Below are 26,801 nucleotides of genomic sequence, written 5' to 3' on the forward strand. Positions count from 1 at the left end.
GACAGGAAATGATCATGACCGCCACGCCTGCACTGGAACGATCTCGAAATTTTGCACTGAACCAGTACGCAAAGGGCCTTTTAAAACCCTTTAAGGGTAAGGGGGAGGTTCTTCGTTTTCGGGATGAGCTGTTGGATGAGTGTCAGACGTTGTGGCAAGAGTCAGCGGACATCGCCAATCGGCACAATCAAACCGTGGTCCAGGTCGGGCTGTGGTTAAAACCGCACAACACCCATGGGGGGCGAGTTCGGCCTATTCAGTGGCGAGATAAAGCACAGACCCAGATGGGCCGCAAGTTGCTCGAGGCTGTTTTGGAGTACGGAAGCATCTCCAGCGGCATGCGTCGGAAGCTCATTGAAATAGAAACCGAGCGACTGATTTTCAATGCCAAGGCTGCAGCAGCGACACGACAGGTGACACGCCTGAACCGGTTGATCAAAGAGATTGAAGAACTCGACACGGTTTCATCGAAGCACTGACAGTACCACTCCAGTGCAGAAACTCCTGGAATCCGACTTAACATTCTTGGCTGACCACGTTGGCTGGGTTGGACACAGTGTCTTCTCACACTCTCTATCGAGGACATGTGCATGAGTACCCGATTTTACGGTGAAGGCAACATCGGTAGCCAACCCGAACTGCGCACTTTTCCTGGCAATGGCAACGAAGCGCCAAGGGCATTGCTTCGCGTGAACGTTCGCTTTGACAACCTGGTGCCGACGGATGCCGGCATGGTGGATCGAGGGGGATTCTGGGCCAACGTCGAAATCTGGCATCGAGATGCCGGAGCCTGGGCAAACCTGTACCAGCAGGGTATGCGCGTCATGGTGTCAGGTCGGATGGTGCAGGACACGTGGAAGGACCGCGATACCGGGGAAGATCGGTCGGCATTCAAGGTCCAGGCTGATCGCGTTGGGATCCTGCCTTACCGGGTGTCTCAAGTCGTATTGGAGCCCGCCCAGGGGCAGGCCACTCGTCAACCATCCTCTCCGACCACACAGCAGGGGGCCTATGCCAAGGCGGCCGGGCCGGATGGCGAGTGGGCGAATCCGGCGGATAGCGATCCAGGGCCTGGCGAATGACTTGGGGAGATTACCAGTTTGCCATATGGATGCTAGTGGTCGGCGCCGCGGCGGTTGTGGGAGTGATCGTGTTTCACTCCCGCATCAGATTTCAAGTTTTTCTCTGCGTGTTGATTTGGGGTGGAGTTGGCCTCTTGTTGGGCGGATTGGAGGCATGGAACGTATTTCATGGTCAGCCTTTGTCGCCAAATCATGTGGAAGAAGCCTTGGTTGGCAGCCCTTGTGTAGCTATGGCAATGCGAGCGCAACTCGCGGAGGCCGATGAACCAATGACTCGCCGTGGCCTCTCTGCCATCGAAAACGACTGCGAACACCGGGCTGAGAAGAAAGCGGAGCTCGAGGCTGTGCAAGCGGTGTTGGAACAGCAGCGGCAGGCGGCTCGTCAACCCGAGGCCGAGATCGGCAAGGAGTGAGCGGTGGACCCTAACCTGGTGGACCCTGATGTCGATGTGCCTAAGCCGATGGGGGGAGATTCGGTAACGCAGGAAATCTCGCTCACCACGGTGAAACCATCGGCCAAAGTGTTAATCCCGTCGTTCATCGGCTGGGTCGTGATGGGGGCGTGCCTCACATATCTGACTCTCTACGCACTTGGGGAGTACCAATATCTCAGTGACATGGCTTCCGAGGACGTGGTTGCGGGCTTGGTCGCCGTTATCTGGGCTGGTTGCTTGCTTCCTGTGTTGTTCCAGCTTCTCGTACTGAAAACATCGTCTTATGCGTTTTCCAACCAGCGGCTCGAATATACGCGCGGGATTCTAAGCCGCCGTCGAGACCAAATCGAACTGGTGAGGATTCGGGATATCACCACGAATCGCTCTCTGACGGAGCGACTTCTCGGGCTGGGGACGGTGGTGCTGGATACCGTTGACCGGTCGCATCCCATCTTGAAAATCCCCGCACAATCCAATGCTTATCAATTAGCTGACTGGATACATCAGCTCAACACAGCAGAGAAGCAACGACTCAATTATCGCGAATTCGAAGGCACGCAAACCCTCTGACTGGACGGGAGACACTGACATGGATATCAAGATGGTGGGCATGGCGCTTGTTGTTGGTCTGGCACTGTCGGGTTGTGCCGCCAAGGATCACTATTACTCCAACGGCGTCTGCGTGACCTGCATCAACAATCCGATCACGGGTGAGCCGCTCAACTATGATCCTGACGAGACGCCGCAGCAGGTGGCGACGAACGCCCAGGGTGAGTCCGTGGACGTGAACGCGTTGGGGGCACAGCGCGGTTCGGTCGATGTCGACAGCCCGTTGGATGTGGATACGGCCTACGCGCGGATCAAGCCAGCCTTTGGTTTCCGAGCGCCTGGCGACTTCGAACAGGGCAACACGATGTCGAAGTGGCAGATGGGGGATGCAGCGTGGCGGCATACCGTGACGCCGGGCTCGTTTTATGACTTGGGCGATTACGGCACCCAGACCATCGGGGGCACGCAGTATTCGATCCTGCAGCGGGTGCAGATCCAGAAAAATGGTTCGGGGTCCAGTATCCACTATAGCTGGGCACCGGCCGATCAACGTATACCCTATGATGGCAATGCCATGAAGTCGGCGCTGGAGCAGCGTCTCAAGGCCGCGTTAGACTGATCGCTAATGCCCAACTTCTTTACCATCAAGGATGGTTGGAGCCTGGATGAACAGCTGGGCAACATGCTCAGGGAACTCGACGACACGCAGGCGACTGGTCGTGTCGTCGATTTTTGTGTTCGGCTCAAGGCGTTGATGCAGGAGTATGGCATCAGTGACGAGACGCTCGTCGAATGGATCGACCTGGGAGTCGTGGCGGATGGACAAGAGTGACATCACAGCTTATCAGCGGTTTTTCATTCGACCGCTGCAGGGACAGCGCGCGCGGGTCGAAGCGGACATCTATGTTGTCATCGACGGAGCGGTTTCACTTCGTGGCGCGCCTGATGGCACGCTGCTCAAGCCGACCATCCTCGAGCCCGGGCAGGGACGTTTCCTGATTCCCATGCGCTGGCTCAGCGGTGAGGTCATCACCGTCGATAACGCCTCCACGGCGCAGTGGTTCTGGCTCGATGCCGACATTCCGTTTAACGGATCACTGGCTCAGCGACTGGCCCTGGCCCTGACACAACATGCCGGTGTCCAGTGTGTGGCCGAGGACAACACACGCGTTGCGGCCCACGGCAATGCGGAAGCCAGGATCATCGACGAGGGGCATTATCTGCTGAATTGCGAGCGTGGTTGCTGATTGGACTGTGTATCGGTTTTTTTATTGTGGCCGACTTCAATGATGAGTCCTGATAGCCAGAGAACAATACCGACCGCGAATACCAGTAGTGATTGCCATTGGTGAGTGTTGGTGAGAAACATCGCGGCCAACCCCACTCCGGTTATTGTTGTGCCCAGTTTTCTTATATCTTCCGAGACAGCTCTAGACGCATACTTGATTAGGACGTCCAGCTTAGTAGTTTTAGCAGGAATGATACGGCGTTACTCCTTCAACGTGTCGGTCAAGAAATTGGTCACCAGTCCAGTAAACCAGATCGCAAACCCGGTAGCCCAGATCCACTTGATCGATCCCCAGTCGATCGGCAGGAACACACAGACGAAGCCGATGCCTATCATGCCAATACCTCCGCTTCTCATCAGGTTTCCCAGCTTGCTCCAGAGCGTCTCCTTGATCCTTGGCATATCGTTGTCGCCTCATGGTCGATGTGTTGCTCCAACCATGAGGCGTTGGCAGTGATCCGGCATCCAAAAACGCTAACTGGACACAAGTGCATCTTTTGCCGACCCGGTGGGAGTTAACGTTTCCTGCTGAACCGAAAAGTCCAGCCCGCCACGCTTAGGCCATACACATTCTGTGAGGCCCAGTGTCATGTCTCGATTATTCCTCTGCGAAAAACCCTCTCAGGCGCGTGATATTGGCGCGGTTCTGGGGGCGACCCGTAAAGGCAATGGCTGTTTGCAGGGCAACGGCGTGGTGGTTACCTGGGCCTTCGGTCATCTCCTCGAGCAGGCCCCTCCCGAAGCCTATGATCCGGCGCTGAAGCGCTGGTCATTAGACTCGCTGCCGATCCAACCCACGCAGTGGAAGAACACCGTGCGCAAGGACGCCAGCAAACAGTTCAAGGTGATCCAGGGGCTGCTAAAACAGTCTAGCGAGGTGGTCGTCTCCACTGACGCCGATCGCGAGGGCGAGACCATCGGCCGCGAGATCCTCGACGCCTGTCGCTATCAGGGGCGCGTCTCTCGGCTCTGGATCTCCGCGCTAGATGAAGCGTCGATTCGTAAAGCATTGGCCAGCATCCGGCCGGGGGAGGCGACCTATTCGTTGTATCAAGCGGGACTGGGGCGCTCCCGTGCCGATTGGCTGGTCGGGATGAATCTGACCCGTGCGTTTTCGGTGTTGGCCAAACAGCAGGGTCACGATGGCGTGCTGTCGGTGGGCCGGGTACAGACCCCGACGCTAGCTCTGGTCGTAAGACGCGATCAGGAGATCGCGAAGTTCGTGCCCAAGCCGTTCTGGGAGGTGGTTGCGAGCCTGCAGGCGCAGGGCGGTACGTTCCAGGCGAAGTGGCTGCCGGTCAACGCGGACTGGCTCGACGAGGAAGGGCGCTGCATCAACCAGGACGCGCCGCGGACGGTGGTGGCCCGCTGCCAGAATGGCCAGGCAACGGTGGCGTCGGTCGAGACGTCACGCAAGCGTGAGGCGCAGCCGTTAGTGATGGACCTGGGCACCCTGCAGCAGGAATGCTCGAAGCGCTTTGGCTTCGGTGCCCAGCAGGTGCTCAATATTGCCCAGTCGCTCTACGAGACCCATAAGGCGACCACCTATCCGCGAACCGACTGCCGCTATCTGCCGACATCAATGATCACCGAGGTTGGGGGGGTCGTGAAGGCGCTCCTGCATTCGGATCAGAAGCTCTCCCGGGTGATCGAACGTCTGGATCAGACGCTCAAGAGCCGCGTCTGGAACGACAGCAAGATCACCGCTCACCACGGGATCATTCCCACCACGGCATCCTGCCGTATTGATCGCATGAGCGAGGAGGAATTTCGGGTCTACGATCTTGTTCGTCGGCACTACCTGGCGCAATTCCTGCCCGCCCATGAGTACGACCAGACCGATGTGCGTCTTGATCTGTCCGGAGAGACGTTCGTGGCATCGGGACGCCAGGTGCGGGTCGATGGCTGGAAAGCGCTATTCCCCCGAGGGAAGGACAAAGGGCAAGAGGTTGATGACGATGGGCAGGATGTCTCAGGGGCGCAGGCGCTCCCGCCTCTCCGTCATGGGGAGCGCTGTTCTGTCACGGATCTCTTGGTCAAGGATCGTCAGACTCAACCACCAAAACCTTTTACCGAGGGCACGCTGATTTCAGCGATGAAGAACGCCGCTCGGTTCGTCACGGAGGAGCGGTTGCGAGCCAGGCTTCGCGAGAGTGCCGGCATCGGTACCGAGGCGACCCGTGCTGGCATCATCGAGACGTTGCTCAAGCGAGGGTTCATTCGCAAGAAGGGCCGCACGATCATCTCTACCCCGGTGGGACAGGGGTTGATCGCGGCGTTGCCGTCGCAGATCAGCAATCCGGGCATGACGGCGCTCTGGGAACAAGCGCTGGACCAGGTTGCCGAGGGCCAGATGTCATTGGATGACTTCATGTCACGTCAGACGGTGATGGTGAAGAAACTCGTCGACCTGGCGCTCCAGCGCCCCCGGTTGAATCTCCCGGAGGCACCTAGCGAAACCTGTCCGAAGTGCCAGGCGAAGATGCACAAGCGCAAGAGCAGCATTGGCCCCTTCTGGTCGTGCTCCCGCTATCCCGACTGTGACGGCACCAAGCCGATCGGCAAGAAGGGGAAGTCGAAGACCCGTAGTCGATCGAAGTCTCAGGGAGGTCGTGGATGATGCGCGATGATGAGTGGGAGTCCAACTGCACCGAATATCTGACTGGCACCGGCGAGGAGCCAGGGGCATTCGACAAGGAGATGACCGAGACAGAGATCGCGTGGGTGGTCGATCAGAGATTGCGCGCTCAGTCGTGGGAGACCTATCCCGAGGTGGTACTGGCGACATTCCCCGGGCGTCCCGATCTCATCGCGACACGTAGAGGAATCTGCCAGGTTTTCGAGTGTAAACGCTCGTTGACACTGGGGGTCGTCGAGCAGGCGAGCCGGTGGCGAACGCATTCCCGGCCAGAGCAGGCCGGTATGCCTCATCTGATCTGGGTCGCCTGCAAACGCCCTCAGTATCGATCCAACAATCTACTGTGGTGGCTGATGCGGGAATTCGGCATCGGGCTCATGTCGATCGAGAAGCAACCCGCCGTGGAGATTTGCTACGGCGGAGAAGCCGAGATCCATCCGCAGAGCTACAGCATTACCCGTCAACTCGCGCCGCGCATCCAGCCTGGCGCACGGCGGTCAGCGCAGCGCCTGATCGACCAGCTCAATCCCGACATGCGCATCGCTCGTCCGGGGTCGAAAGGCGGGGAGACCGAGTACATGACGCCCTTCAAGCGCACCATGGCCATGGTGGACGAATTTCTGGCCTCGGAGCCGGACAAGGAAAGACATATCGAGCAGATCATCGGCTATCTGAACGAACATGGTGGCCATCACTACGGCACCGACCGCAGCGCTCGAGGGGCGATCCCTCCGCACCTGGATCGTCTGGGATACCCGCGTACCCGCGAATGGGGATGCTGGTTCAAAGCCAGGGATCAAAACCCAGTTGAAACTTGCCAGTTAGGCAACACTGCTTGATAATCAGGGCCGTACCCCGTTGCCGACTGACGGTTATCAGCCGGTCCCTTTGGATCCTCAGTGGTCCAATCCCAAAGCGCGACGCCTGGTGAGACCGCGTGCCCCCGCAATTGACTTTGCACTGTATTGGCGTACATAGGGCTCCAGGTTCATTGTTAGACAGGCCGACCGGTTGTCGGCCACCTCTTGTCTTTCCCGTCTTGACCGGCCAGCAAGGCATCTCTTGTCAGGGATGGCTCGCTGGCCGGTTAGACTTCGTTTTTCATCGGCGAGACCCATCGCCTGACCCCTGGGCTCCTTTTGTGCGGGGATCCGCGCACAACCCTACCGGTCCAACGCCATGAATCGGGACTGGATGCAGAGGCATTTGCAGCGCATGACTACGAGGGCATGCCAAGCGTGCTGGCATAATGGCTATCTGATCTCGCCGCCCGATACCGGTTCTGGTGGCATCCTTACGCGCAGTTCTGGTCCCCAATCCCAAGGCGAGGTGGGCGATCCTGATCGCTTGCCCCACCTTGCGATTGACGATCCAGGGTTGACGCCATCGGTCGATGGCGTAATCTGATGGTGTACCACGTTGGCTGCTGACGGTAACAGCAGCGCCCTTAGCCCTCATGGGCAATCCCAACGCCGCAACGCATCCTGAAACGCGGCGCTCGCAAGAGTTGGATGCAGCCTCCAAATTCACGGCACTTGCCGTACCTCCCACCGGGGATTCACTTCCCCGATGGGGATGGTGTGTCTCCCGGATTTCGTCGACTCAATCCGAAAGGAGCAACACCATGTCTAACGATACTCAATTCTTCGACCTGCACATCACTGGCGTAGGTTACGTTAACCGGATCCGCGAAGTGACCCCGAAACGTGGCGATGCCTTCTGGGCTTGCGACATATCGGCGCTCACCGGACCTGCCGATGATGTGGACTATCGTCGCTTCGACTGCCGCGTCAGCGGTCAGGAAGCCCAGAAGCTGGTCAAGAAGTTCAACGCCACCGTGGCCGATCGTCAGGAGAAGGGGCTTGCTGAGCCTAAGATTCTGATCGGTTTCAAACTCGGTGACCTCTACACCGACACGTTCACGCGGACCAAGGGCGATCGCGCTGGTGAAACAGCCGTGAGCCTCAAGGCGCGTCTACTGTTCGTCAATTGGGCCAAGGTGGATGGCGACAAGGTTTATGAAGCGCCACGGCGTGATGAAACCGCGTCGACCCACACCCGTGCCCAGGCTGACGAAACAGCGTCGCAGGGAACCGAGGCGCCTGCCCAACCCGCCGTCAGCGGATCGGTCGGTGCCGCCGAAGCGGTCATCTGATTCCACCTCAACCACCACACCAACCGGGNNCCCGGTTGGTGTGGTTCAACCCACCCGCTCGCAGGGAGATCTCTCCCTGATGGGCGACATCTCCCTTGCAGCATCGACTGGAGATGTCATGTCCTATCTTTCTCGACTGCGCGTCGCTCGCGCGATTTTCGACGCGGCCGATCGCATCAGCAGCAGCGTGACCGCTGCGTGTGTCGTTGCCGTGCTTCTGGGGCCAGCGCTCAAGGCCCAGCCTGATGGCTATTTCAGTGCCTTCTGGGCAGGGGCGATATTCCTTCTGCTGACCCTGATCGCTGGCATTGCCAAAGGCATGCTAGACTCACTCATAATCAAGGCCGAAGCCGATGGAGGTGATGCCTGATGGATTCTGCGACTCTGCTGCTCGGCACGATTTTCGTTGTCCTTACTGTTTCGATGACGGTTGCCGGCGGTTATGCCTATGCCATCCATCGCAAGATGGAAGCGCGACGAAAACGCTGATTCAGACAGATCTTTACACGCCATGACAGCCTCCTTCGGGAGGCTGCAGACCGCTGACGAACCCACCAAAATCGGTGGTTTCGTCAGCGGTCTGGCGTTTTCGTTGGCGGTCGGTTTCAGGAGAAATCAGATAGACGCGGCTCGCTGGTCAAGCTCCGCGATGGCTGATGCTGAGTGATCGTCTCCAGCAACTCTTGGCCGAAGCGCGGAAGGACGTGATCCTCACGGATCAGCACGCTGCGCTCACGATAGGCCCAGGGGCGTACGCTCAGCCGCATGTGGTCACGGTAGCGCAGGACGCCGGAAGCACGCCCACGCCGACCCCCGCCTCGATCATGCGACATGCCGATTCGAACCCGAAGACCTGGATCCGGACCGGCAATGGCTTGCCGTACTCCAGTGCCTTCCTCTTCAGGTAGTGGCAGAGGGTGCTGCCCTCGTGCAACGTGACGTGAGGGTAGTCGAGCGCGTCTTCAAATAGATCGCCGGAATTACGAATGCCGCTATTGCTTGGCGAGCCAGGCTCGCCAACCGCCGAAGGCCGAAATCTCCTCTGCCTGGCCACCCTGATCCAGCGCATTGGCGGCGCAGATGAATCCGGTCTCGACGCTATCGTCATCTAGCGTGATTTTGCCAAGCCCCAATGGCGCGGGTATATCGCTCAGAAAGCTCCCCACGCTGTGGATGGGCAGGCGCCAGACTTCCACATCGATCTGGCGACCATCGCGTTCGTCATATACCAGCGCCGGTCTTGCAGGCGGTCCACCCGCCAATCGATAGAGCCGGTAGTGAGGGCTGGTTTTGGCCAGCCGGGCCAGCTTCCCGCCGCGGGAAGTCAGCTGATGGTTCAGCGCCAGCCCGCTGAGATGCGCCCCGCAAACGACGACGTTCATTTCGCCAAGCCGAGCGGGAGGCGCGTTTGTCGGCGTGAGCCGAGTGCGTCCGGTTGCGCTCATGGGGGCAGGCAGCATCGTTTCCAGCGAGCGGCTGACGCAGAGCAGCAGCAGGTCATCGAACGCCTGCCCCACGAGCGTCACGCCATCTGGCAGGCCTTGGGACGTCATGCCGGTCGGCACGGCCAGCGCGCTGAAATCGAGCAGGTTGACGAAATTGGTCCAGCGCCCGAGACGCGAATTGACGCTGATGGGCGCCTCGGCAACCTCGGCTTTGCGCGGATGATGGGTCGTCGTGGGCATGACGAGGAAATCGAATTTGGCCATGAGCGCATCGGCCTGGCGCTTGTACTCGGCGAGACGGTAGCGTGCGTCGAAATAGTCCACGGCCGAAGCGGCATTGCCGTTGCCGAGGATCTCGCGGGTCACCGGGTGCAGCGCCTCCGGGTTTGTCTCGATCAACCCACGAGTGGCGTGGTAGCGCTCGGCGATCCACGGGCCGTCATAGAGTAGCTTGGCGGCTTCCAGCATCGGCGTGGCATCGATGTCGACACGCTCGGCGCCCAGCGATTCCAGCGCGCCGATAGCCTTCTCCATCGCGGCGCTGTAGGCGTCGTCCGTGCCCCACTGGGAAGGCAGCGCCACGCCAAAACGTAGCGGCGCGGTGAGTTGCCCGTAGCGCTGCCCGTGCGCTTCGAAATCATGCTGGCGTGACCAGGGGCTCTGGGCATCGTAGTGGCTGACCACACCAAGCAGCGTCGCGGCATCGTCGCTCGTCAGCGCCATCAGGCTGATGGTATCCAGCGTCGCACACGCCGGTACCACGCCGTGCGTGCTGAGCAGCCCAAGCGTTGGCTTGACTCCCACGAGCCCGTTGAAGCAGGCCGGTATTCGCCCGGAACCCGCCGTGTCGGTACCCAGCGCAAAGGAGACCTCGCCGCGCGCGGTGACCACGGCCGAGCCGCTACTCGAGCCGCCGGCGATATACTCCGGGGCAAAGGCACAGGCTGGGGTGCCGTAGAGGTCCGGCGCCCGCTCTCCCACCAGCCCAGTGGCGAATTGATCGAGATTGGTCTTGCCCAGCGGGATTGCGCCTGCGTCGATCAGCCGCTGGACCACGAAAGCGCTCTCTGCGGGGGTATAGGCAAACGCCGGGCAGGCAGCCGTGGTGGGCACGCCCGCGAGATCGATATTGTCCTTGATGGCGAAGGGGATGCCATAGAGCGGCAGCTCCTCTGGCGACGAAGACTCCAGGCGCGCGAGCCAGGGTTCTATTTGTGCCATCGTCAGGCGGGTGATCCATGCCGGGTCCTGCTGGGCGTGCATGTCGTCGAGCAGGGATTGCATCAGTTGCCTGGGAGTCAGGGTAGCGCTGCGGTAGGCCCGCGAGAGTGCCGTGAGGCTAAGATCGTGTTTCATGAGGTCCTGGTGTCGTGATCAGGAATGGGAGAACGCCTAAGAGGGATCAGCTCGGTCGGTGTCTATGGCGCTGACTTTCCACCACGGTCTGGGAAGAGTCGCGGACTTTCATCAGGTGCTTTCTCGCAGCCGTGGTGGCGGCATCGACATCACTGGCGAGGATGGCCGCGACGATCCGCTCGTGCTCCTCGTGGGAGCGGGCAGGACGGCTCTCCAGAAAGAACTGGGCGCGGCGAAACGGTCTTAGGCGTGCCCGTGTGGCAATGGCCAGTTCCTGCAGGTAGGGGTTGTGACTACCGGCGTAGAGCAGGTTGTGAAACTCGAGATTGAAGGCTTCGTAATCCTCTGTCGAACCTTCACTGGCGAGCTTTGCCGAGCGCTCGTGGGCCAAGACCAGTTGCTGCTTCTGTGCGTCGCTCATGCGCTGGGTACACAGGCCGACGCAGGCTGCCTCGAGTTCTGCCATGGCCTCGAAAAGATGATCGAGACCCTCCTCGGAAATGGTGGCAACGATAACGCCGCGGTTGGGGCGCCGCTCGGTGAGCCCCATGGCGGTGAGGTGACCGAACATCTCACGCACCGGGGTTCGCGATACCGCAAAACGCTCGGCGAGCCCCTGCGCATCGAGTTTGGTGCCGGGGGGCCAATGGCCCGCGACGATTTCATCGGAGACCACGCGCAGCATATCGTCGACGGTAGTGCCTTCGCGTACCAGTTGGGGGCGAGTCATGTCGCGGCTTCTCTGGGTTGGCGGCTTGACGCTGGCGGATGGGGAATGGCATCGAGCAGCGTGCGGGTGTAGTCATGGCTCGGGTGGGTCAGCAGGCTGGCCGTTGGCCCCTGTTCGACGATCTGACCAGCGCGCATCACCATGACACGGTCGCAAACGAGGCGCACGACGTTGAGATCATGGCTGATGAACAGATAACTCATGCCCAGCTGTTCGCGCAACGACACCAGCAGGTTGAGCACCACCGCCTGAACGGAGACGTCGAGCGCCGCCGTGGGTTCGTCCAGGATTAGTAGCGAGGGCGAGAGAGCCACCGCGCGGGCAATACCCACGCGCGCTTTCTGGCCGCCGGATAGCTGATGCGGGAAGCGCTCGAGCAGATGGTTGGACAAGCCGACACGCTCGGCGAGTTCGTTTACCTGGCGCTCCGCTGCCCGGCGCGATGAAGCGGCGAGGCGATAAAGTGGGTCGGCGATCGAGCGCCGTGCACTCCAGCGAGGGTTGAGGCTATCGGTGGGATCCTGGAAGACCATCTGCAGACTGCGGCGAGCGGGGTGACTTGCAAATCGCCTAGCCGTAACCGTGCCGATGTCGTCGCTGCGAAAGAGGATCTGGCCGCTGTCCGGGTCCAGCAGGCGCATGATCATCGCCGATGTCGTCGACTTGCCGCAGCCACTTTCCCCCACCAGGCCCAGGCTTTCGCCCTCGCCAATCTGAAAGGACAGCGCATCGACGGCTGGGCGCGACGATGCCCCACCGAAGCGCTTGGTGACTGCCTTGACCTCCAATAGTGGCTTTCCCGGTGCAGCGGTAGATGGCACGGCTCGGCGCGGGTCATCCACCGGCAGCAGATCACAGACGCGAGAATCGCGATGGGGCGTCGCCTGCAGCAGGCGCCGCGTGTAGGGGTGCGATGGCGCGGCGAACAACTCGCGGGTTGGCTTGGCCTCGACGACCTCGCCGTTCTCCATGACCAGTATGCGATCGCACCAGGTGGCGGCGAGCCCCAGATCGTGGGTGATGAACAGGGTCGCCATGTCGCGCTCGCGGGCCAGCTCCACGATCAGTTCCATCACCGTCTTCTGGGTGGTGACATCGAGCCCGGTTGTGGGTTCGTCGGCGATCAGTAGCTGTGGGCGGCAGGCCAGGGCGATAGCGATCACGATACGCTGGCACATGCCGCCGGAAAGCTCGAACGGATAGGCTGAATAGCGCTTTTCCGGGTCGGCGATACGCACGGCCGCAAGCATCTTGATGGCCTTGTCACGCGCGTTGCCATGCTTGGCCATGCCGTGCTCGAGCAGCACATCCTCGATCTGCTGGCCCACGCGACGGATTGGGTTCAACGCGGCGCGCGGGTTCTGAAAGATCATCGACATCTCACGGCCACGCAGCTCGCTCAGCGTGCGTTTGTCGGCGTTGGCAACATCGACCCCGCCGAAAACCACGCTGCCCCCCGCGATACGCCCCGCCCGGTCGAGGATTCTCATCAGCGCGTAGGATGTCACCGACTTGCCGGAACCGGACTCGCCGACAATCCCCACCGTCTCGCCCTTGGCGATCTGCAGCGAGACCCGCTTGACGGCGCTCACCGTACCGCGTCGTGTGTTGAATTCGACCGAGAGATCGCGAATGTCGACCAATGGCACTGTCATGATGCGCTCCTCAGGTACGCCGCAGGGGATCGACGAGATCGCGCAGTCCGTCGCCCAGCAAGTTGAAGGTAAAGACTGCCAGCATCAACGCTAGCCCCGGAAACAGCGCCAGCCACCATTCACCGGAGACGATGAAGTTGGCACCTTCGGCGACCATGATTCCCCACTCCGGCGTTGGCGGGCGCACGCCCAGGCCGATGAACGAAAGCCCAGCCGCGTTGAGAATCGCCCAGCCCAGATTCAGGGAGATCTGTACCATCATGGGGGGGAGCACGTTGGGGAAGAGCTGGAAGGCGAGGATGCGCCAGTCGCCGTTGCCGGAGAGGCGAGCCGCCTGCACGAAGCCACTGTTGCGGCGGATATTCACCTCGGCTCTGGCCATGCGCGCGTAGAAAGGTAGGTTGATGATTGCCGTGGCGTAGACGATGTTGTCGATCGTGTTGCCGGCAGCGGCCACGATGCCCATGGCCAGCACGAACAGGGGAAACGCCATGATGGTATCGACCAGCCGCCCCGTGATGCGATCCCACCACCCACCGAAATAGCCGGCGATGGCACCCAGCGCCGAGCCGACCACGAAAGCCATGGCAACGGCGGTGACCGCGATCATCAAATCCAGCCGCGTGGCGACGATCACTCGCGAAAAGACGTCGCGTCCCAACTGGTCCGTTCCGAACCAGTGATCCCAGGAGGGCGGCTGCAGTGCGCGCGCCGATAGGGTGGCGAGCGGGTCATGAGGACTTAACCAGGGGCCGAAAATCGCCGCGATCACGAATATCAGAAAGAGGCCGAAAGCGAGCGCCGTGACCGGGTTTTCCGTCATGACGTAGCCCAGGTGTCGGACGAAGCGGCCGAAGGCGGTGGTTTTCGCGGCGGTATTGGGCACCTGCGTTGCGGTAGTGGCACGCATGTCAGCTCTCCATGCCAAGACGCGGATCGATCAGCGTATAGAGGATATCGATGACCAGGTTGATGGTGACGAACAGTAGCGCCATCGCCAGCACGAAACCCTGGACGGCGGCATAGTCGGAAACGACCAGCGCCTCCACGGCCCACGAGCCGATGCCTGGCCAGGCAAATACCTTTTCGACCAGCACATTGGCGCCCAGGGTGAACGAGAACACCATGCCCAGTGTGGTGATGACCGGCAGAATGGCGTTACGCAGCGCGTAGGTGTAGAGCATGCTGCGTCGGCTTAGCCCGGCGGCTCGAGCGGTGCGCACGAATTCGCCCTCGAGGATTTGAATCATCGCCGCCCGGGTCATGCGTGCAATTGGCGCAAGCGTAAATAGCCCTAGCGTGATCGCCGGCAGGATCAACTGCGCCAGCGCCGCGCGAGCCGTTTCCAGATCGCCGGCGAGCAGTGAGTCGATTACGTAGAAGCCGGTGATCTTCGGCGGCGAGAGATAGAGGATGTCGATGCGTCCCATCGGGGAAGGTGCCCAGCCAAGCAGGTAATAGAACAGGTAGACCAGCGCCAGCCCGGTAAAGAATACCGGCAACGAAACGCCCGCGGTGACCACGAAGCGACACAGATGATCGACCCAGGAGTTGGGTCGGCTGGCGGCCAGGATCCCCAGTGGCAGGGCCACGGCCATCGAGAAGAGCAGCGCGAAACCGGTCAGTTCCAGCGACGCCGGCAGGCGCGCGCCCAGCTCGGTGAGGACCGGTTGGCCCGTGGAGATGGAGTGCCCCAGATCCCCGGTGACGAGATCCTTGACATAGGCCAGAAACTGCACCGGCAACGGCTGATCCAGCCCCATGGTGCGGCGAATCTGTTCGATGGATTCGCTGCTCGCGGCGGGGCCGGCAAAGTAGGCCGCCGGATCCCCGGGCAGCGCCCGGGTGAGAATGAACGAGACGATGACGATACCGATGATTGCAGGAATAGCCTGCAACAGCCGGTAGGCGATCATGCGGGTACGTCCGGAAGTGTTCATCATTCGTTCTCAGCTCTGCCCAGCGTCAGCGGGCGCAGGTCGAGCTGACGGTGATACCAGTAGACGTAGTTGTCTATCGAGGGCTGCATGGCAACGTTGAGAGAGGGCTGATAGAGCGGGATGCGCGGGATATCCTCGATCGCCAACTCGATCATTCGCTGCACGTTGGGCACATAGGCGGGGTCGGACTGCGCTATGTACAGCGTGTCCTCCACCAGTTGGGCCATTTCCGGGTTGTCGTAGTTCGATGAGTTGAACAGGTTGCCGTGGACGTAGGCCCAGTAGAAGTAGTAATCGGGCGTGTTGAGCCAGCCACCGAAGTTCTCCAGGTGCAGCGGCAGCGATTTTTCCACCAGCGCCACGGTGCGCCAGTTGGCTCCCGGAATGCGCTCGATCTGGGTGCGGATACCGATTTGCGCCAGGCTTTCCTGGATCAACAGCGCCGTGGGCTCGGCCCAGGCCGCCTGACCGAGATCGAAGGAGAGCGAGACTTCGAAGCCATCCGGGTAGGCGGATTGCGCCATCAGCTCGCGAGCGCGCTCCAGATTTTCCTGGTAGGGGAACGGCTGAGGCCAGACCGGCTCGATCGCCTCGTCCTCCGCACCGCCCCACATGGGAACGCCTTGTCCGTAGGCGGCGTTATCGAAGATGGCCTGGTAAGGCACCGCCCAGGCGATTGCCTGACGCACCTGGCGATCCTGAAACGGCTCGAAGTCCAGGTTGGTACAGAGCACGTGCAGACAGTTCTCGATCGGCGTGCTGACGATTTCAACCTGATCGCCCTGGGTCAGCTCGCTGGCATCCTTGGGTGGGATATCCTGAGATAGCTGGGCATCGCCGCGCTCGACCAGGGCGCGGCGCGTGGAGGTCGAGGGCACCTCACGCAGGATGACCTGCTGAGCCTCGGGTAGCGGGCCGCAGGCCCAGTCGTCATTGCGTGCATAGACCAACTGCTGGCCGGAATCCCAGCGCTCGACGCTGAACGCGCCCGAGCCGATCGTATTGCGATGCAGATACTCGGTGGCCCACGGGTCGTCCTCGGTGGCGTGGGATTTCGCCAGTTCGGAGTTGATGACGATGGCAATCGGCGTTGTGAGATCCGGCAGCGTGAGCTTCGAGGCGTGAGGCAGATGGATGCGGAACGTGCGCGCATCGACGGCTTCGAATTGCTCGGGCTGCTCAAGTGAGCCAGCGGCCATCTGGGCGGTGGGGAATCCGCCCAGCGTTACCGCGCGATCGAAGGACCACTTGACGTCGGCGGCAGTGACCGGTGCGCCGTCCTGGAAGGTGGCGTTTTCGCGCAGCGTGAATGTCAGCGTGCGGCCATCGTCGGAGACTTCCCACTCGGTGGCCAGCTCCGGCTGAAGCTCATCGTAGTCATAGCTGAGAGAACCGTCCTCGAGCGTCTTGGTGCCAAAGGTGACCAAGCGATCGTAGCAGTTGACGGCGACCTGGTAACTGGGGCGATTGGTGCCGCTGCGATGAATGTCGAGGCTATTGATGGTGCTTCCCATAACGGTGACTAGCGTGCCACCCGGTGCGCCCATGGCTGGCAGGCTCTTCAGGAACGGCAGGGCGCTCGCGCCAATGGTCATGGCAGAAACACCCTTGAGAAAATCGCGACGCTTCATGGCTAGTCTCCTGGCGTTTGAGGATCTGAAAAAGTGAATGCATTTTTGATGCCAAATCACGACAGGGTGAAAAGGTTGCGGCTATTTTCGTTTGCAAGCAGCGATAAAATATGGAAAAAATCTTGATTCAAGGGACGGGAATAGCCCAATTCAGATACGCAGACGTCGATGCCGGAGAGTCATTGGAGAGGTTTCTCATCCGTTCTGAAATTGCATGCACTTTTGCAGTGCGTCCAGATGGCTCGCGCACTGGATGGGCACAAGGTGGGTGTCGTGAGAATTCATGATGGGTTCGCGGCGACACGACGGGTATAAAATAAGGGGCGCGAGATATCGATACGAGGGCAGGCGCAGTGAGTGAATTCGTGGCGGTTATGAGTCTAGCCAAGCTGGCGGATGCGTCGGTAGTAACGGTGGAGATCGGCCCTCACAAGGTGTGCGTGGCGCTGTGGCAGGGGCAGCCATGGGCATTCCAGAGCCTCTGCCCGCATGACAAGGCGCCGTTGCAGGAAGGCTTGATTCAGCATTGCCGCATCACCTGCCCTCGACATCTGGCCAGCTTCGATTTGCAGTCCGGAGAGGTTTCTGCCGGGTGGCGCGTGGACGATCTGCGCTGTTATCCCGCGCGTATACGCAACGGGGAGATTGAAGTCGACAGTCAGTCAGTGATCGATAACCCCCCGGAGGGTGATAAAATCGTCTGGGATTTTACCTGACACATTTCCCAATATTCCTCGTGCGATTGTCTTTGGAATGGAAGTTCTTCGGAATATAAGTCCTTCGAAATGAAAACGATGCCGACTCTGCATCGGCATATGAATACCGATACAGGGCGTCATTTTCACGATTGGGTGTCGTCAGGCGAGTACGGGGTCGGGAATGAGGGGGGAGTCTGCTTTGAAAGCGACGCCATCTTTCAGCGCCATGACCGGGCGGATCAACTTGTCAGTCACCACTTCCACGCCGGAATTGTCGAACAGTTTGAAGCGCCCATGCTGGATATCCAGCATGGAGATATCCGCGCTGCGGCCAACCGCGAGGGATCCAAGCTCGGCAGACTTTCCGAGTACCGTGGCAGGATTCTGCGTCACGGTGGCGATCACTTCGTGCAATGACATGCCAAGCGTTAGGAGTTCGCTCATGGCCACCGTCAGGTTGAAAGGGGCAATGCCGAAGAAAGGGTTGGACTCACGCACGCCTTGATCCATTCCCGCCGGCGGCGCGGTCACGTTGTAGCCATGCATATCGGCGCCCAGCGTGAAGGGCTTGATGCCGGCGTCCAGGACCTTCTTGGCGACTTCGAAGCTGAAATGGGAGCCGTGGCCCACATCGACCTTGACGCCACGGTCGATGGCTTCGAATACGATCGGATGGACTTCTCCGGTTTCCGAAACGAAGCCACCGGGATGCCGGGTGAACGGGTGGGCGAGCATGTCGCCCTCACTCATGATGGGTACTAGCTCACGAATCAGTTCATCCGGATCGGGGACTGGGCCTTCTTCCAGGCTGGGCCAGAGCTGGCCAAGATGAATGTAGAGTGGTAAGTCCAACTCGCTGGCGATGCGTTTACCGACCTTGATGACTTCCAGACCCCAGCGGGATTGGCCACCGATTTCGGCGTGCGCCTTGATGCCGCGCACCAGATCCAGGTTATCTCTGGCCACGCGGATCGTGTGTTCGGGATTGACGCCGGTGGGGCCGTAAAGGTCGGGGTACATATGGCCCTCGAGGCCGCCCACGAGATAAGCCGAGATAAAACAGTAGAGTCGAGTGTGCGAGCGCTCGGCGAGATAGTGGCGAAAGCCACCCAGCGTCATGCAGCTTGGCCCGCCTTGGTCGATGATCGTCGTCACGCCGGAGCGCACGCCCACCATGTCAGGGTCAAGGCCGAATTTACCCGTCACGTGCTGATAGATATGGCCGTGCGTATCGATCATGCCGGCGGTGACGATCTTGTTGTCGGCGTCGATCACCTCAGTTGCAGACTGCTTGTCGAGACTTGGCTCGATGGCGGCTATGCGCCCGTCGAGAATGCCAATATCGGCGACGTTGTCGACGCCAGTCGCCGGATCGATAAGGCGGCCGCCACTGATGATTGTGTTGTATTGAGTGGGTCCCATTGGGCTCTCCCTGAGGTTGCGCCAAGTGTGGCGCCGAATTGGACCGTCGATAGAGGGGCGACAGCGCTGGCCAATGCCCGCCTCGACGCGGTATAAAGATAAATAGGAAGTACACTGATGAATATACGCCCGATCGGCATAGCCCATCAAGCTGGCTGCTCAGGTGAGGCGTACCTGGCTACCCAATCGGGGTAGTCCGAGCTGGGCTATCTGGGCCGGGCTATGGGATTGGGCCTATCCGGCTGGCGCGCGCGCCGCGCTAAGCTAAGGGTTGACGATAGCCGTGTTCGAGGAGATGACAATAATGACTTCCCCGCTATTGAGCGCCGCAGTGCCGCCGATGCACGGCGTCGGAGCGCATGCCACACGCAAGGAGGATGACCGCTATATGCGCGGTCGCGGCGAGTTCATCGCCGATATCAAAATGGCGAACATGCAGGAGGTGGCGTTCCTGCGCAGCCCGGTGGCTCACGGCCGGGTGAATTCGATCACGCCGCCGGAGGCGAGCAAGGCGAACGTTTTCGTCGCCGCGGACCTGGTTGGCGTCAAGCCGATCCGCGCCGTTTCCGCGCTGCCGGGATTCAAGGCCTCCGATCAACCCATCCTCGCCGCCGACAAGGTGCGTATCGTGGGTGAACTGCTGGCAGCGTGCGTGGCGCCCGATCGCGCTCGGGCCGAGGACATCGCCGCCGACATCGCAACGGATATCGAACCGTTGCCCGCGGTGCACGACATGCTCCAGGCGCTGCAAGCCGATGCCCCCCTGGTTCACGATGAGTGGGGCGACAACGTGTTCCAGCAGACCTTCGTCGATGGCGATATCGAATCGATCGCGGCGGGTGCTGCCGTTTGCGTGGAGCGGGAGTATCGCACCTCGCGCCAGTGTATGTCGCCGATGGAAGGGCGCGGCGTGGTGGCCGTGTGGGACCGGCGTCTGGAGCAGTTGCAGGTTTACACCTCAACCCAGATGCCGCATATCGTGCGCACCGGTCTTTGCGAATCGCTCGGCCTGACACATGAGCAGATTCGCGTTGTCGCGCCGGATGTCGGCGGTGGCTTCGGCTACAAGGGAATCCTGCTGCCCGAAGAGGTCTGCGTCTGCTGGCTGGCGATGCATCTCGACCGGCCGATGCGCTGGATCGAGGATCGTCGTGAGCAGCTCGCCGCCAATGCCAACTGCCGCGAGCATCACTACCGGGTCAAGGCATGGGCGGATGCCCGGGGAAAATTGCTGGCCTTCGAGGCGGATGCCACCGTCGATGCGGGTGCCTACTCGGCTTACCCGTTCTCCGCGTGCCTGGAGGCGGCGCAGGTCGCCAGTATCCTACCGGGGCCGTACGACTTTCTGGCTTATCGCTGCCGGGCGATCTCGGCGGCCACCAACAAGGCGCCGATTCTGCCCTATCGCGGCGTGGCGCGTACCGGTGTCTGCTTTGCCATGGAGCTGACCCTGGACGCCATCGCCCGGGCGGTGGGGCGCGAACCCAGCGACGTGCGCCTCGAAGCATTGATCCCGCCCGAGGCGATGCCGTTCGACAACATCACCCACAAGCATTTCGACAGCGGCGACTACCCCCAGGCGATGCGCCGAGCCATGGCCGCCATCGATCTGCCGGCGGTACGTCGCCGACAGGCCGAGGGGGAAGCCGACGGTCGTCTGATCGGCCTGGGCTGCGCCATCTTCTGCGAGCAGTCGGCCCACGGGACTTCGGTCTACGCCGGTTGGGGCATTCCCATGGTGCCGGGACACGAGCAGGCCGTGGTGCGCATGACGCCGGATGGCGCCCTGGAGATTCGCGTCGGGATTCAGTCTCACGGTCAGGGCCTGGAAACCACGCTGGCCCAGGTCGGCGAGCAGGTGCTGGGCATTGATATCTCGCGCATTCGGGTCGTGCACGGCGACACGGCGCTGACGCCGTACTCCACCGGTACCTGGGGCTCGCGCTGCATGGTCATGTCTGGCGGCGCGGTTGCTCAGGCCTGCCGTGAGCTGCAGGATCGCTTGATCGATATCGGCGCGCATCTTCTTGAGGTGCCGATCGAGGCGGTAACGGCAGGGCGTGGCCAGATCGCGACCGAGGACGGGCGCAGCGTCAGCTACGACGAGATTGGCCGGGTATGGTACTTGCGCCCGCAGGCGTTGCCGGCTGGCGTCAACGCGGCCGGGCTAGAAGTGACGGCCGGCTACAAGGCCGGGCGCGACAGCGGCACGTTCAGCTACGCCGCTCACGCGGTCGTGGTGGCGGTCGACCCCGAGTTCGGTAGCACCGAAATACTCGACTACGCGGTGGTCGAGGATGGTGGCGTGCTTATCAATCCGATGATTGTCGATGGTCAGGTCTACGGCGGTGTGGCACAGGGTATCGGTACCGCGCTCTACGAGGAGATGGCGTTCGATCGCAATGCCCAGCCGCAGGCTTCGACGCTGGCGGACTATCTGCTTCCGGGGGCGACCGAAGTGCCCGGCGTGCGTATCGACCACATGGAGACGCCCTCGCCGTACACCGCCTTTGGCCAGAAGGGCGTCGGGGAGAGCGGCGCGATCGGGCCGCCGGCGGCGATCGTCAATGCCATCAATGACGCGCTATCGCCGCTGGGCGCCGAGGTGTGTCAGGTACCCGCAACGCCCCGTCGGGTGCTGGAGGCCATCGCGGCCGCCAGAGCGGCGGATGCTCCTCAGCCGGTTGATGTCGGCATCGCAACGGGGGCCAGCGCATGAAAGCCTGTGCTTTCGACTACCGGCGCCCGACGCAGCTCGGCGAGGTGCGTGAATGGTCTGCCAGTGACGATGTAAGACTTATCGCGGGCGGGCAGTCGTTGGGGCCGATGCTCAATCTGCGCCTGGCGCAGCCCGAGACACTGGTGGACATCAGTGCACTGTCGCCACTGCGCGGTTTCGATGAGCAGGCCGATGGTCTGATGATCGGCAGTGCCATCACTCACGCCGAAATCGAGGATGGCCTGCTGCCGGATGTGACCCGGGGCATCTTGCCGCGCATCGCGCGCGGTATCGCTTACCGCGCCGTGCGCAGCCGCGGCACGATAGGCGGCAGTATTGCCCACGGCGACCCCGCTGCGGACTGGATCGCGAGCCTGGCCGCGTTGGGGGGAGAAGTAGTGCTCTACGATGGTCGCCGCTATCGGCGTCTGCGGATCGCCGACTTCGTGCTCGGCGCCTTTCAGACGGCCATCACGCCCGGCGAACTGATCACCGCGGTGTGGGTGCCGAGAGTGCCTGCCGCTAGCCGTTTTGGCTACTTCAAGCTGTGCAGGAAGGCCGGTGAACTCGCCCATGCCATCGGGGTGACCTGGCGCCATGGCGAAAGCGGCGAGGCGCGCTATGTCATCGCGGCGACCCAGGGCCGCCCGATCGTGCTTGAACATGATGTGGCCGACGACCGTGACCACTGGATGGCGAGCCTAGAGCGCCAGGCACCGGGCCTGGATGCCCTCGAGCGACAGCTACACATCGACGCGCTCGAGCGCGCCCTGACCAAGAGTGAGACGTTATGACCGCCACCACGCTGACGATCAATGGCGAGGCCGTCTCGCGCACCATCGAACCGCGCCAGCACCTTGGCGATTTTCTACGCGAGCAGTGCCATCTGACCGGAACCCACCTGGGTTGCGAGCATGGCGTCTGCGGCGCCTGCACGATCATCCGCGACGGACGCCCGGTACGCTCGTGCCTCACCTGGGCGGTGAGTTGCGAGGGCGCACAGGTTGTGACCATCGAGGGCCTCGATCAGGACCCGGTGACGGCTCGTCTGCGCGCCGCCTTCTCCGCCCAGCACGCCCTGCAGTGCGGCTTCTGCACGCCCGGCATGCTGGTGTCGTGTCGCGATATCGTGCTGCGTCACGCAGGGCGCACGCCCGAGGATCGCGACATTCGCCACGAGCTCAGCGGCAACCTATGCCGTTGCACCGGCTACGACGGGATCGTCCGCGCCGTTAAGGAGGTGCTGGCCGACGAAGTCTTCCTGGCCGGTATCGCGCCTGCCCGACCTGCCGCTCTCCAGGCGGTGTCCATGCCGTCGCGCGACGATATGAAAGTAACCGATAATCGCCAAAATTCAAGTGAGGCAACCACCGCGAGCCGGGAGACCGAAAAAGGCCGCGAGATCACCTCACGCTTCACCCTCGACCATCACGCCGACGGCGTGTGGCAGGCCTTGAAGGATATTCGCCTGGTCGTCGGATGCCTGCCGGGCGCGGAATTGACCGAGGTTGATGACGAGGGCCACGTTGAAGGGTTTTTCCACGTTCGCCTTGGCCCCATTTCCGCCAAGATTGCCGGCGAGGGGGAGGTGCGCTGGGATGATGCGCAGCGCCGCGGTGAACTCGAGGGGCGCGGTCGCGACAGCCGTTCGGATTCCCGCGCCAACGGTGCACTGAGTTTCAGCGTCGAGCCGTCAGGCGCCAACCGCACCACGCTCGATCTCGCCCTTGGCTTCGAGCTGACCGGCACGCTGGCCCAGTTCGGCCGTGGTGGGTTGATCGACGACATCGTGGGCTCGCTGATCGATCAGTTTCGCGCTCGGCTGGAGGCGCATCTGGATGGCAGAACGATGAAACGCGCGAGTGGTCTGAATCCGTTCACGCTTTTCATGATGGCCATGAAACGGCGGCTGCGGCGCTGGACTCAGCGGAACTGAGTCGGCCAACGTTACTATGAGAGTGCCTCCGGCCCGCTCGGCGCCGGAGAGTGCCCAGTCAACCGTAGGAGCCAAGCATGCCCACCGCGCCATCGCCCGACGTGAACTCAGCAGACGTCGCACGGATCTATGATCTGCTCGCGCATCGCCCGGGATTTCTCATTCGACGCTTGCATCAGATCCACATCGCGCTGTTTTACGAGGAGTGCGCCGAGTTCGGTCTCACGCCCGTGCAGTACAGCGTGCTGACCGCGCTGCGGGAGGGCGAACTCGACCAGATCACGCTCGCCGGCAGTATCGGTATCGATCGCACCACGACCGCCGAGGTCTTGCGGCGTCTGGAGGGTGCCGGATGGGTGGCGCGTCGGCGCAATCCCCAGGATCGCCGACGCCGCATCGCCTCGCTTACCGCCGACGGGGGCGCGCTTCTCGAACGCATGGGACCGGCGGCCCAGCGTGCCCATGACCGCACGATTGCTCCCCTGAATGAAGACGACCGACAGCATTTCCTGACCACGCTGCTGGACCTGGTCGATAGCAATAATGGCTACGGCCGAGCACCGCTCGATTTTCCATGAATGTCGCCACGGATCTTTGCCCATGACGGAGAACCGGGCTCTCGATCCTGACCCGGCGACGCGGCGCACGACAACGACAATACCTCAACAGCACAGGAGAGAATCACGATGCCCAATGAACATCGGGTTGCCACCGACACCCGGCGGGCGGCCGAGGCGATGGCCTATGCCGACCCCGTGTGGCGCGGCGTCGTCCGCGCTGGCGAGCTAACGAAGGAGAGGTGTCTGCTTCACGCCGGCCCGCCGTTACCGGGCGTCGAGGCGCATTGCCCGCCAGTGCTCAATGCCGCCTGCGCCGCGCTGATTTTCGAGGGTATGGCGGCCGATGAGAGCGAGGCCAGGCGTCTGCTGGCCTCGGGCGAAGTGACGCTCTCCCCGGCGCAGGATCATGGCATCGTGACGCCACTGGCTGCGGTGGTATCACCCTCTATGTATCTGCATCGGGTGGTGGATCGTCACGATGCCGACAGCGTGGCCTACGCGCCTCTGAGTGAGGGCGTTGGCCCGGCGCAACGTTTCGGGCAGTTGACACCGGCTGTTGTGGCGCGTCTGGCTTGGATGCATCGCCACTTCGGTCCCGCACTGGCGGCCGCGGGCGCGCTCGACGTGGACGTGCTGGCGCTTGCCGAGGCGGGATTGGCAGCGGGGGATGAGCTGCATGGACGCGTGGGCGTTGGTTCGTCAGCGCTTGCCAAAGCATTGGCGTCGGCAGGGCTGGACGCTGACAGCCGAGCGTTTCTCGACGGCAATCCGCAGAGCTTTCTCAATTTATGGATGGCCGCCTGCAAGATGATGATGGTGGCGGCAGCCCGAGTTGGCCAGGGCAATCTCCTGGTCGCCGCCGGTGGTAACGGTGTCGACTTTGGCGTGCAGTTTTCTCACGCCCCGGGCGTGTGGCATCACCATCCGACGTCAGCCCCGGAGGGCGTGGCGCTCTCCCCGGCGCTTGCCGATATCGCCGTGCTGCCGGCGATTGGCGATAGCGCGGTGATCGATGCGGTCGGCTTTGGCGCCCTGGCGCTCGACGCCGCGCCAGAGCAGGCAGCCCTGCTGGGGGATCGCTTCGTCAACAGCATGCTTTCCTCGCGCCCAGCGCTGGCAGTGACTCACCCAAGACTAGGACGCGCAGTGGGGCTGGATGCCTTGGCAATCGACGCCGAGTGCCCGCCTGGCGTGTGCCTGGCCATGCTCGACGCCGCCGGTGAAGTCGGGATTGTCGGGCGTGGCGGTGCTCGCCATCCAGGCGCGCTCTACAAGATAGACGAGTAGCGTTTGTTCAGTCGGTCGATATGAGCACGTTTGGTGCATTGATCAGTGTGCTGACTACTTTTGGCGCGATATTTCTGCCGGTTATTGCGGCAACCCTTTGATCTGTCGTTTATTTCTGCTTGGCACGTTATCTGCATGCACTTTTCGTGGTCGTTGCTGTAATAGTCAGTGTACTGACTATTATTGAGTTCGGTTCTATCCGATCTGACGGCTGCGGAAGTGATCGTGATGTCTCCGCCGCTGGCGTGAGGCGACTCAATGGATCTCATGACAGGAATCCCAACAATGAAAAAAACGTCACTATGGATCTCCAGCCTGACGCTGGGTATCGCACTGCAAGCACCGGCGGCAATGGCCGATCCCGTGCGTATCGCGTTGAATCCCTGGATCGGTCATGGCGGATGGCACATCGCCGAGTCTCAGGGCTATTTCGAAGAGAACGGCCTGGACGATGTCGAGCTGATCAGCTTCGACACCGGCAAGGATCGACTGGCGGCTTTGGCGAGCGGTCAGGCGGATTTTGGTAGCGTACCGGCGCAGGCGCCGCTCGTTCTCGAGGAGATTGGCACGCCGGTCAAGATCATCGGGCTTCTCGATCAGGCGTTTGACGCCGATGCCATTCTGTCGCGAGACATCAATTCGATCAGTGATTTACAAGGGCAGCGAGTCGCCTACTCCGAGGGCTCGACCAGCGATATTCTGCTCAACTATGCGCTCGATCAGAATGGCATGAGCATCGACGATATCGAGAAGGTGCCAATGCCAGCCTCTCAGGCGGCGACCGCGCTGCTGGCAGGGCAGGTGCCCGTGGCGGTCAGCTACGAACCTTACCAGGCGTCAATCATGGCGCAGGATTCGGATATCAAGATCATCTACTCCGCTGGCGAGAATCCGGGCATTGTCAGTGACGTTTTAGTCATGACCGAAAGCGCGGGCGAGAATCTCCGCGAGGAAGCGGTGGCGCTAATGAAGTCTTGGGGTCAGGCCATGGACTATTACAACGAGCACACCGAGGACGCGCGCCGCATCATCGCCGAGGCCTCGGGCGCCAATCCGGATGACATGGAGGCTGCCTTCGAGGGACTCGAGTTCTACACCCTCGAGGACAATTTCAGCGACATTGAGGGTGCTTTCCCTGAGGTGCTGGCGGATGTCGAGCGAGCCTCTCGCCTGGCGGGCATCACCACCGAGGAAATCGATACCGCAAGTCTAATCGATCCCAGCATCATAGAGGCGCTGCGCGATGAGTAAAACCGCGACGAATGATATCGGCGAG

The 26,801-nt window shown here is 61.5% G+C and carries 28 protein-coding genes; 18 read left to right on the forward strand and 10 right to left on the reverse strand.

All coding sequences use genetic code 11. The features are described from left to right. Window positions 1–14 precede the first annotated feature (14 nt). From DOM57_RS08200 to DOM57_RS08230, 7 genes are all read left to right on the forward strand, one after another. The gene (locus tag DOM57_RS08200; protein ID WP_162619488.1) at window positions 15–479 is read left to right on the forward strand and encodes a DUF3158 family protein; all 465 of its coding nucleotides are present in this window, start codon (window positions 15–17) and stop codon (window positions 477–479) included. A 111-nt stretch (window positions 480–590) separates the two neighbouring features. After that, entirely contained in the window at window positions 591–1,082 is a 492-nt protein-coding gene (locus DOM57_RS08205; RefSeq protein WP_110648741.1) for a single-stranded DNA-binding protein, read from the forward strand. Beyond that, window positions 1,079–1,495 carry a hypothetical protein gene (locus DOM57_RS08210; protein WP_110648742.1) on the forward strand — a complete coding sequence of 139 codons (417 nt, stop codon included), beginning with the start codon at window positions 1,079–1,081 and terminating at the stop codon, window positions 1,493–1,495. Before DOM57_RS08205 ends, DOM57_RS08210 begins: the two co-directional genes overlap by 4 nt. 3 nt (window positions 1,496–1,498) lie before the next feature. Then, a complete protein-coding gene (locus DOM57_RS08215) occupies window positions 1,499–2,086 on the forward strand; it encodes a PH domain-containing protein (RefSeq protein WP_110648743.1) in 588 nt (195 codons plus the stop codon). Between the two features lie 19 nt (window positions 2,087–2,105). Next, on the forward strand, window positions 2,106–2,684 hold the full coding sequence (locus tag DOM57_RS08220) for a hypothetical protein (RefSeq protein WP_110648744.1): 579 nt from the start codon (window positions 2,106–2,108) through the stop codon (window positions 2,682–2,684). Between the two features lie 6 nt (window positions 2,685–2,690). Next, window positions 2,691–2,897, forward strand: a complete 207-nt coding sequence (locus DOM57_RS08225; RefSeq protein ID WP_110648745.1) for a hypothetical protein — start codon at window positions 2,691–2,693, stop codon at window positions 2,895–2,897. Further along, window positions 2,884–3,312, forward strand: a complete 429-nt coding sequence (locus DOM57_RS08230) for a hypothetical protein (RefSeq protein ID WP_110648746.1) — start codon at window positions 2,884–2,886, stop codon at window positions 3,310–3,312. The genes DOM57_RS08225 and DOM57_RS08230 overlap by 14 nt, the downstream gene beginning before the upstream one ends. Before the next feature lie 242 nt (window positions 3,313–3,554). Here DOM57_RS08230 and DOM57_RS08235 read toward each other — a convergent pair whose 3' ends face one another. Then, window positions 3,555–3,755 (reverse strand): hypothetical protein, encoded by a 201-nt coding sequence (locus DOM57_RS08235; RefSeq protein ID WP_110648747.1) that lies wholly within the window; start codon window positions 3,753–3,755, stop codon window positions 3,555–3,557. 187 nt (window positions 3,756–3,942) lie between these two features. Between DOM57_RS08235 and DOM57_RS08240 the strand changes: the two genes are divergently transcribed. The 4 genes from DOM57_RS08240 to DOM57_RS08255 all read left to right on the forward strand — a co-directional run bounded on the left by DOM57_RS08240 (window position 3,943) and on the right by DOM57_RS08255 (window position 8,516). Then, the gene (locus tag DOM57_RS08240) at window positions 3,943–5,973 is read left to right on the forward strand and encodes a DNA topoisomerase III (RefSeq protein WP_110648748.1); all 2,031 of its coding nucleotides are present in this window, start codon (window positions 3,943–3,945) and stop codon (window positions 5,971–5,973) included. Next, the gene (locus DOM57_RS08245) at window positions 5,970–6,830 is read left to right on the forward strand and encodes a hypothetical protein (protein WP_110648749.1); all 861 of its coding nucleotides are present in this window, start codon (window positions 5,970–5,972) and stop codon (window positions 6,828–6,830) included. The genes DOM57_RS08240 and DOM57_RS08245 overlap by 4 nt, the downstream gene beginning before the upstream one ends. A gap of 785 nt (window positions 6,831–7,615) precedes the next feature. Continuing rightward, window positions 7,616–8,146 carry an STY4534 family ICE replication protein gene (locus tag DOM57_RS08250; protein ID WP_110648750.1) on the forward strand — a complete coding sequence of 177 codons (531 nt, stop codon included), beginning with the start codon at window positions 7,616–7,618 and terminating at the stop codon, window positions 8,144–8,146. A 79-nt stretch (window positions 8,147–8,225) separates the two neighbouring features. Continuing rightward, entirely contained in the window at window positions 8,226–8,516 is a 291-nt protein-coding gene (locus DOM57_RS08255; protein ID WP_162619489.1) for a hypothetical protein, read from the forward strand. Window positions 8,517–8,751: 235 nt separating this feature from the next. On the opposite strand, the gene DOM57_RS21760 is transcribed toward DOM57_RS08255, so the two are convergent. The 8 genes from DOM57_RS21760 to DOM57_RS08290 are packed head-to-tail and all read right to left on the reverse strand — an operon-like array spanning window position 8,752 to window position 16,903. After that, complete coding sequence (locus tag DOM57_RS21760; RefSeq protein WP_162619485.1) at window positions 8,752–8,979, reverse strand: hypothetical protein; 228 nt, start codon at window positions 8,977–8,979, stop codon at window positions 8,752–8,754. After that, a complete protein-coding gene (locus DOM57_RS22705; RefSeq protein ID WP_110648752.1) occupies window positions 8,904–9,254 on the reverse strand; it encodes a LysR substrate-binding domain-containing protein in 351 nt (116 codons plus the stop codon). Before DOM57_RS22705 ends, DOM57_RS21760 begins: the two co-directional genes overlap by 76 nt. Next, a complete protein-coding gene (atzF, locus tag DOM57_RS08265; RefSeq protein ID WP_110648753.1) occupies window positions 9,139–10,947 on the reverse strand; it encodes an allophanate hydrolase in 1,809 nt (602 codons plus the stop codon). Before atzF ends, DOM57_RS22705 begins: the two co-directional genes overlap by 116 nt. Before the next feature lie 46 nt (window positions 10,948–10,993). Then, entirely contained in the window at window positions 10,994–11,677 is a 684-nt protein-coding gene (locus tag DOM57_RS08270; protein ID WP_110648754.1) for a GntR family transcriptional regulator, read from the reverse strand. Next, on the reverse strand, window positions 11,674–13,332 hold the full coding sequence (locus DOM57_RS08275) for a dipeptide ABC transporter ATP-binding protein (protein ID WP_110648755.1): 1,659 nt from the start codon (window positions 13,330–13,332) through the stop codon (window positions 11,674–11,676). Before DOM57_RS08275 ends, DOM57_RS08270 begins: the two co-directional genes overlap by 4 nt. A gap of 10 nt (window positions 13,333–13,342) precedes the next feature. Continuing rightward, on the reverse strand, window positions 13,343–14,242 hold the full coding sequence (locus DOM57_RS08280; RefSeq protein ID WP_110648756.1) for an ABC transporter permease: 900 nt from the start codon (window positions 14,240–14,242) through the stop codon (window positions 13,343–13,345). A 1-nt stretch (window position 14,243) separates the two neighbouring features. Beyond that, window positions 14,244–15,275, reverse strand: coding sequence for an ABC transporter permease (locus tag DOM57_RS08285; protein WP_110648757.1), 1,032 nt, complete (start codon window positions 15,273–15,275; stop codon window positions 14,244–14,246). After that, on the reverse strand, window positions 15,272–16,903 hold the full coding sequence (locus tag DOM57_RS08290; protein ID WP_110648758.1) for an ABC transporter substrate-binding protein: 1,632 nt from the start codon (window positions 16,901–16,903) through the stop codon (window positions 15,272–15,274). The genes DOM57_RS08285 and DOM57_RS08290 overlap by 4 nt, the downstream gene beginning before the upstream one ends. A 353-nt stretch (window positions 16,904–17,256) precedes the next feature. On the opposite strand from DOM57_RS08290, the gene DOM57_RS08295 reads away from it, so the two are divergent. Further along, window positions 17,257–17,619, forward strand: coding sequence for a Rieske (2Fe-2S) protein (locus DOM57_RS08295; RefSeq protein ID WP_110648759.1), 363 nt, complete (start codon window positions 17,257–17,259; stop codon window positions 17,617–17,619). A 141-nt stretch (window positions 17,620–17,760) separates the two neighbouring features. On the opposite strand, the gene DOM57_RS08300 is transcribed toward DOM57_RS08295, so the two are convergent. Continuing rightward, entirely contained in the window at window positions 17,761–19,170 is a 1,410-nt protein-coding gene (locus DOM57_RS08300; protein ID WP_239496153.1) for an amidohydrolase/deacetylase family metallohydrolase, read from the reverse strand. 157 nt (window positions 19,171–19,327) lie between these two features. Here DOM57_RS08300 and DOM57_RS08305 point away from each other — a divergent pair, with 157 nt between their 5' ends. The 6 genes from DOM57_RS08305 to DOM57_RS08330 all read left to right on the forward strand — a co-directional run bounded on the left by DOM57_RS08305 (window position 19,328) and on the right by DOM57_RS08330 (window position 26,776). Then, window positions 19,328–21,742: a xanthine dehydrogenase family protein molybdopterin-binding subunit gene (locus DOM57_RS08305; protein WP_110648761.1), complete on the forward strand. Its 2,415-nt coding sequence runs from the start codon at window positions 19,328–19,330 to the stop codon at window positions 21,740–21,742. Next, window positions 21,739–22,536, forward strand: coding sequence for an FAD binding domain-containing protein (locus tag DOM57_RS08310; protein WP_110648762.1), 798 nt, complete (start codon window positions 21,739–21,741; stop codon window positions 22,534–22,536). Before DOM57_RS08305 ends, DOM57_RS08310 begins: the two co-directional genes overlap by 4 nt. Further along, complete coding sequence (locus tag DOM57_RS08315) at window positions 22,533–23,678, forward strand: xanthine dehydrogenase family Fe-S subunit (protein ID WP_110648763.1); 1,146 nt, start codon at window positions 22,533–22,535, stop codon at window positions 23,676–23,678. Before DOM57_RS08310 ends, DOM57_RS08315 begins: the two co-directional genes overlap by 4 nt. A 77-nt stretch (window positions 23,679–23,755) precedes the next feature. Further along, window positions 23,756–24,256: a MarR family winged helix-turn-helix transcriptional regulator gene (locus DOM57_RS08320; protein WP_110648764.1), complete on the forward strand. Its 501-nt coding sequence runs from the start codon at window positions 23,756–23,758 to the stop codon at window positions 24,254–24,256. A gap of 108 nt (window positions 24,257–24,364) precedes the next feature. Next, the gene (locus tag DOM57_RS08325; protein WP_110648765.1) at window positions 24,365–25,525 is read left to right on the forward strand and encodes an oxamate carbamoyltransferase subunit AllG family protein; all 1,161 of its coding nucleotides are present in this window, start codon (window positions 24,365–24,367) and stop codon (window positions 25,523–25,525) included. A 285-nt stretch (window positions 25,526–25,810) separates the two neighbouring features. Continuing rightward, entirely contained in the window at window positions 25,811–26,776 is a 966-nt protein-coding gene (locus tag DOM57_RS08330; protein WP_162619491.1) for an ABC transporter substrate-binding protein, read from the forward strand. Window positions 26,777–26,801: the final 25 nt, after the last annotated feature.

This window comes from Salinicola peritrichatus (assembly GCF_003206715.1).
Classification (GTDB): domain Bacteria; phylum Pseudomonadota; class Gammaproteobacteria; order Pseudomonadales; family Halomonadaceae; genus Salinicola; species Salinicola peritrichatus.

Excerpts from the sequence above, each read along its gene's own strand:
- DOM57_RS08250 (WP_110648750.1), top strand. The coding sequence starts at position 7,616 with ATGTCTAACGATACTCAATTCTTCGACCTGCACATCACTGGCGTAGGT.
- DOM57_RS08285 (WP_110648757.1), bottom strand. The coding sequence starts at position 15,275 with ATGATGAACACTTCCGGACGTACCCGCATGATCGCCTACCGGCTGTTG.
- DOM57_RS08225 (WP_110648745.1), top strand. The coding sequence starts at position 2,691 with ATGCCCAACTTCTTTACCATCAAGGATGGTTGGAGCCTGGATGAACAG.
- DOM57_RS08240 (WP_110648748.1), top strand. The coding sequence starts at position 3,943 with ATGTCTCGATTATTCCTCTGCGAAAAACCCTCTCAGGCGCGTGATATT.
- DOM57_RS08255 (WP_162619489.1), top strand. The coding sequence starts at position 8,226 with ATGGGCGACATCTCCCTTGCAGCATCGACTGGAGATGTCATGTCCTAT.
- DOM57_RS08235 (WP_110648747.1), bottom strand. The coding sequence starts at position 3,755 with ATGCCAAGGATCAAGGAGACGCTCTGGAGCAAGCTGGGAAACCTGATG.
- DOM57_RS08300 (WP_239496153.1), bottom strand. The coding sequence starts at position 19,170 with ATGGGCTATGCCGATCGGGCGTATATTCATCAGTGTACTTCCTATTTA.
- DOM57_RS08305 (WP_110648761.1), top strand. The coding sequence starts at position 19,328 with ATGACTTCCCCGCTATTGAGCGCCGCAGTGCCGCCGATGCACGGCGTC.
- atzF (WP_110648753.1), bottom strand. The coding sequence starts at position 10,947 with ATGAAACACGATCTTAGCCTCACGGCACTCTCGCGGGCCTACCGCAGC.
- DOM57_RS21760 (WP_162619485.1), bottom strand. The coding sequence starts at position 8,979 with ATGTCGCATGATCGAGGCGGGGGTCGGCGTGGGCGTGCTTCCGGCGTC.
- DOM57_RS08230 (WP_110648746.1), top strand. The coding sequence starts at position 2,884 with ATGGACAAGAGTGACATCACAGCTTATCAGCGGTTTTTCATTCGACCG.
- DOM57_RS08290 (WP_110648758.1), bottom strand. The coding sequence starts at position 16,903 with ATGAAGCGTCGCGATTTTCTCAAGGGTGTTTCTGCCATGACCATTGGC.
- DOM57_RS08325 (WP_110648765.1), top strand. The coding sequence starts at position 24,365 with ATGCCCAATGAACATCGGGTTGCCACCGACACCCGGCGGGCGGCCGAG.
- DOM57_RS08315 (WP_110648763.1), top strand. The coding sequence starts at position 22,533 with ATGACCGCCACCACGCTGACGATCAATGGCGAGGCCGTCTCGCGCACC.
- DOM57_RS08220 (WP_110648744.1), top strand. The coding sequence starts at position 2,106 with ATGGATATCAAGATGGTGGGCATGGCGCTTGTTGTTGGTCTGGCACTG.
- DOM57_RS08270 (WP_110648754.1), bottom strand. The coding sequence starts at position 11,677 with ATGACTCGCCCCCAACTGGTACGCGAAGGCACTACCGTCGACGATATG.
- DOM57_RS08320 (WP_110648764.1), top strand. The coding sequence starts at position 23,756 with ATGCCCACCGCGCCATCGCCCGACGTGAACTCAGCAGACGTCGCACGG.
- DOM57_RS08330 (WP_162619491.1), top strand. The coding sequence starts at position 25,811 with ATGAAAAAAACGTCACTATGGATCTCCAGCCTGACGCTGGGTATCGCA.
- DOM57_RS08245 (WP_110648749.1), top strand. The coding sequence starts at position 5,970 with ATGATGCGCGATGATGAGTGGGAGTCCAACTGCACCGAATATCTGACT.
- DOM57_RS08210 (WP_110648742.1), top strand. The coding sequence starts at position 1,079 with ATGACTTGGGGAGATTACCAGTTTGCCATATGGATGCTAGTGGTCGGC.
- DOM57_RS08280 (WP_110648756.1), bottom strand. The coding sequence starts at position 14,242 with ATGCGTGCCACTACCGCAACGCAGGTGCCCAATACCGCCGCGAAAACC.
- DOM57_RS08275 (WP_110648755.1), bottom strand. The coding sequence starts at position 13,332 with ATGACAGTGCCATTGGTCGACATTCGCGATCTCTCGGTCGAATTCAAC.
- DOM57_RS08200 (WP_162619488.1), top strand. The coding sequence starts at position 15 with ATGACCGCCACGCCTGCACTGGAACGATCTCGAAATTTTGCACTGAAC.
- DOM57_RS08205 (WP_110648741.1), top strand. The coding sequence starts at position 591 with ATGAGTACCCGATTTTACGGTGAAGGCAACATCGGTAGCCAACCCGAA.
- DOM57_RS08310 (WP_110648762.1), top strand. The coding sequence starts at position 21,739 with ATGAAAGCCTGTGCTTTCGACTACCGGCGCCCGACGCAGCTCGGCGAG.
- DOM57_RS22705 (WP_110648752.1), bottom strand. The coding sequence starts at position 9,254 with ATGACGATAGCGTCGAGACCGGATTCATCTGCGCCGCCAATGCGCTGG.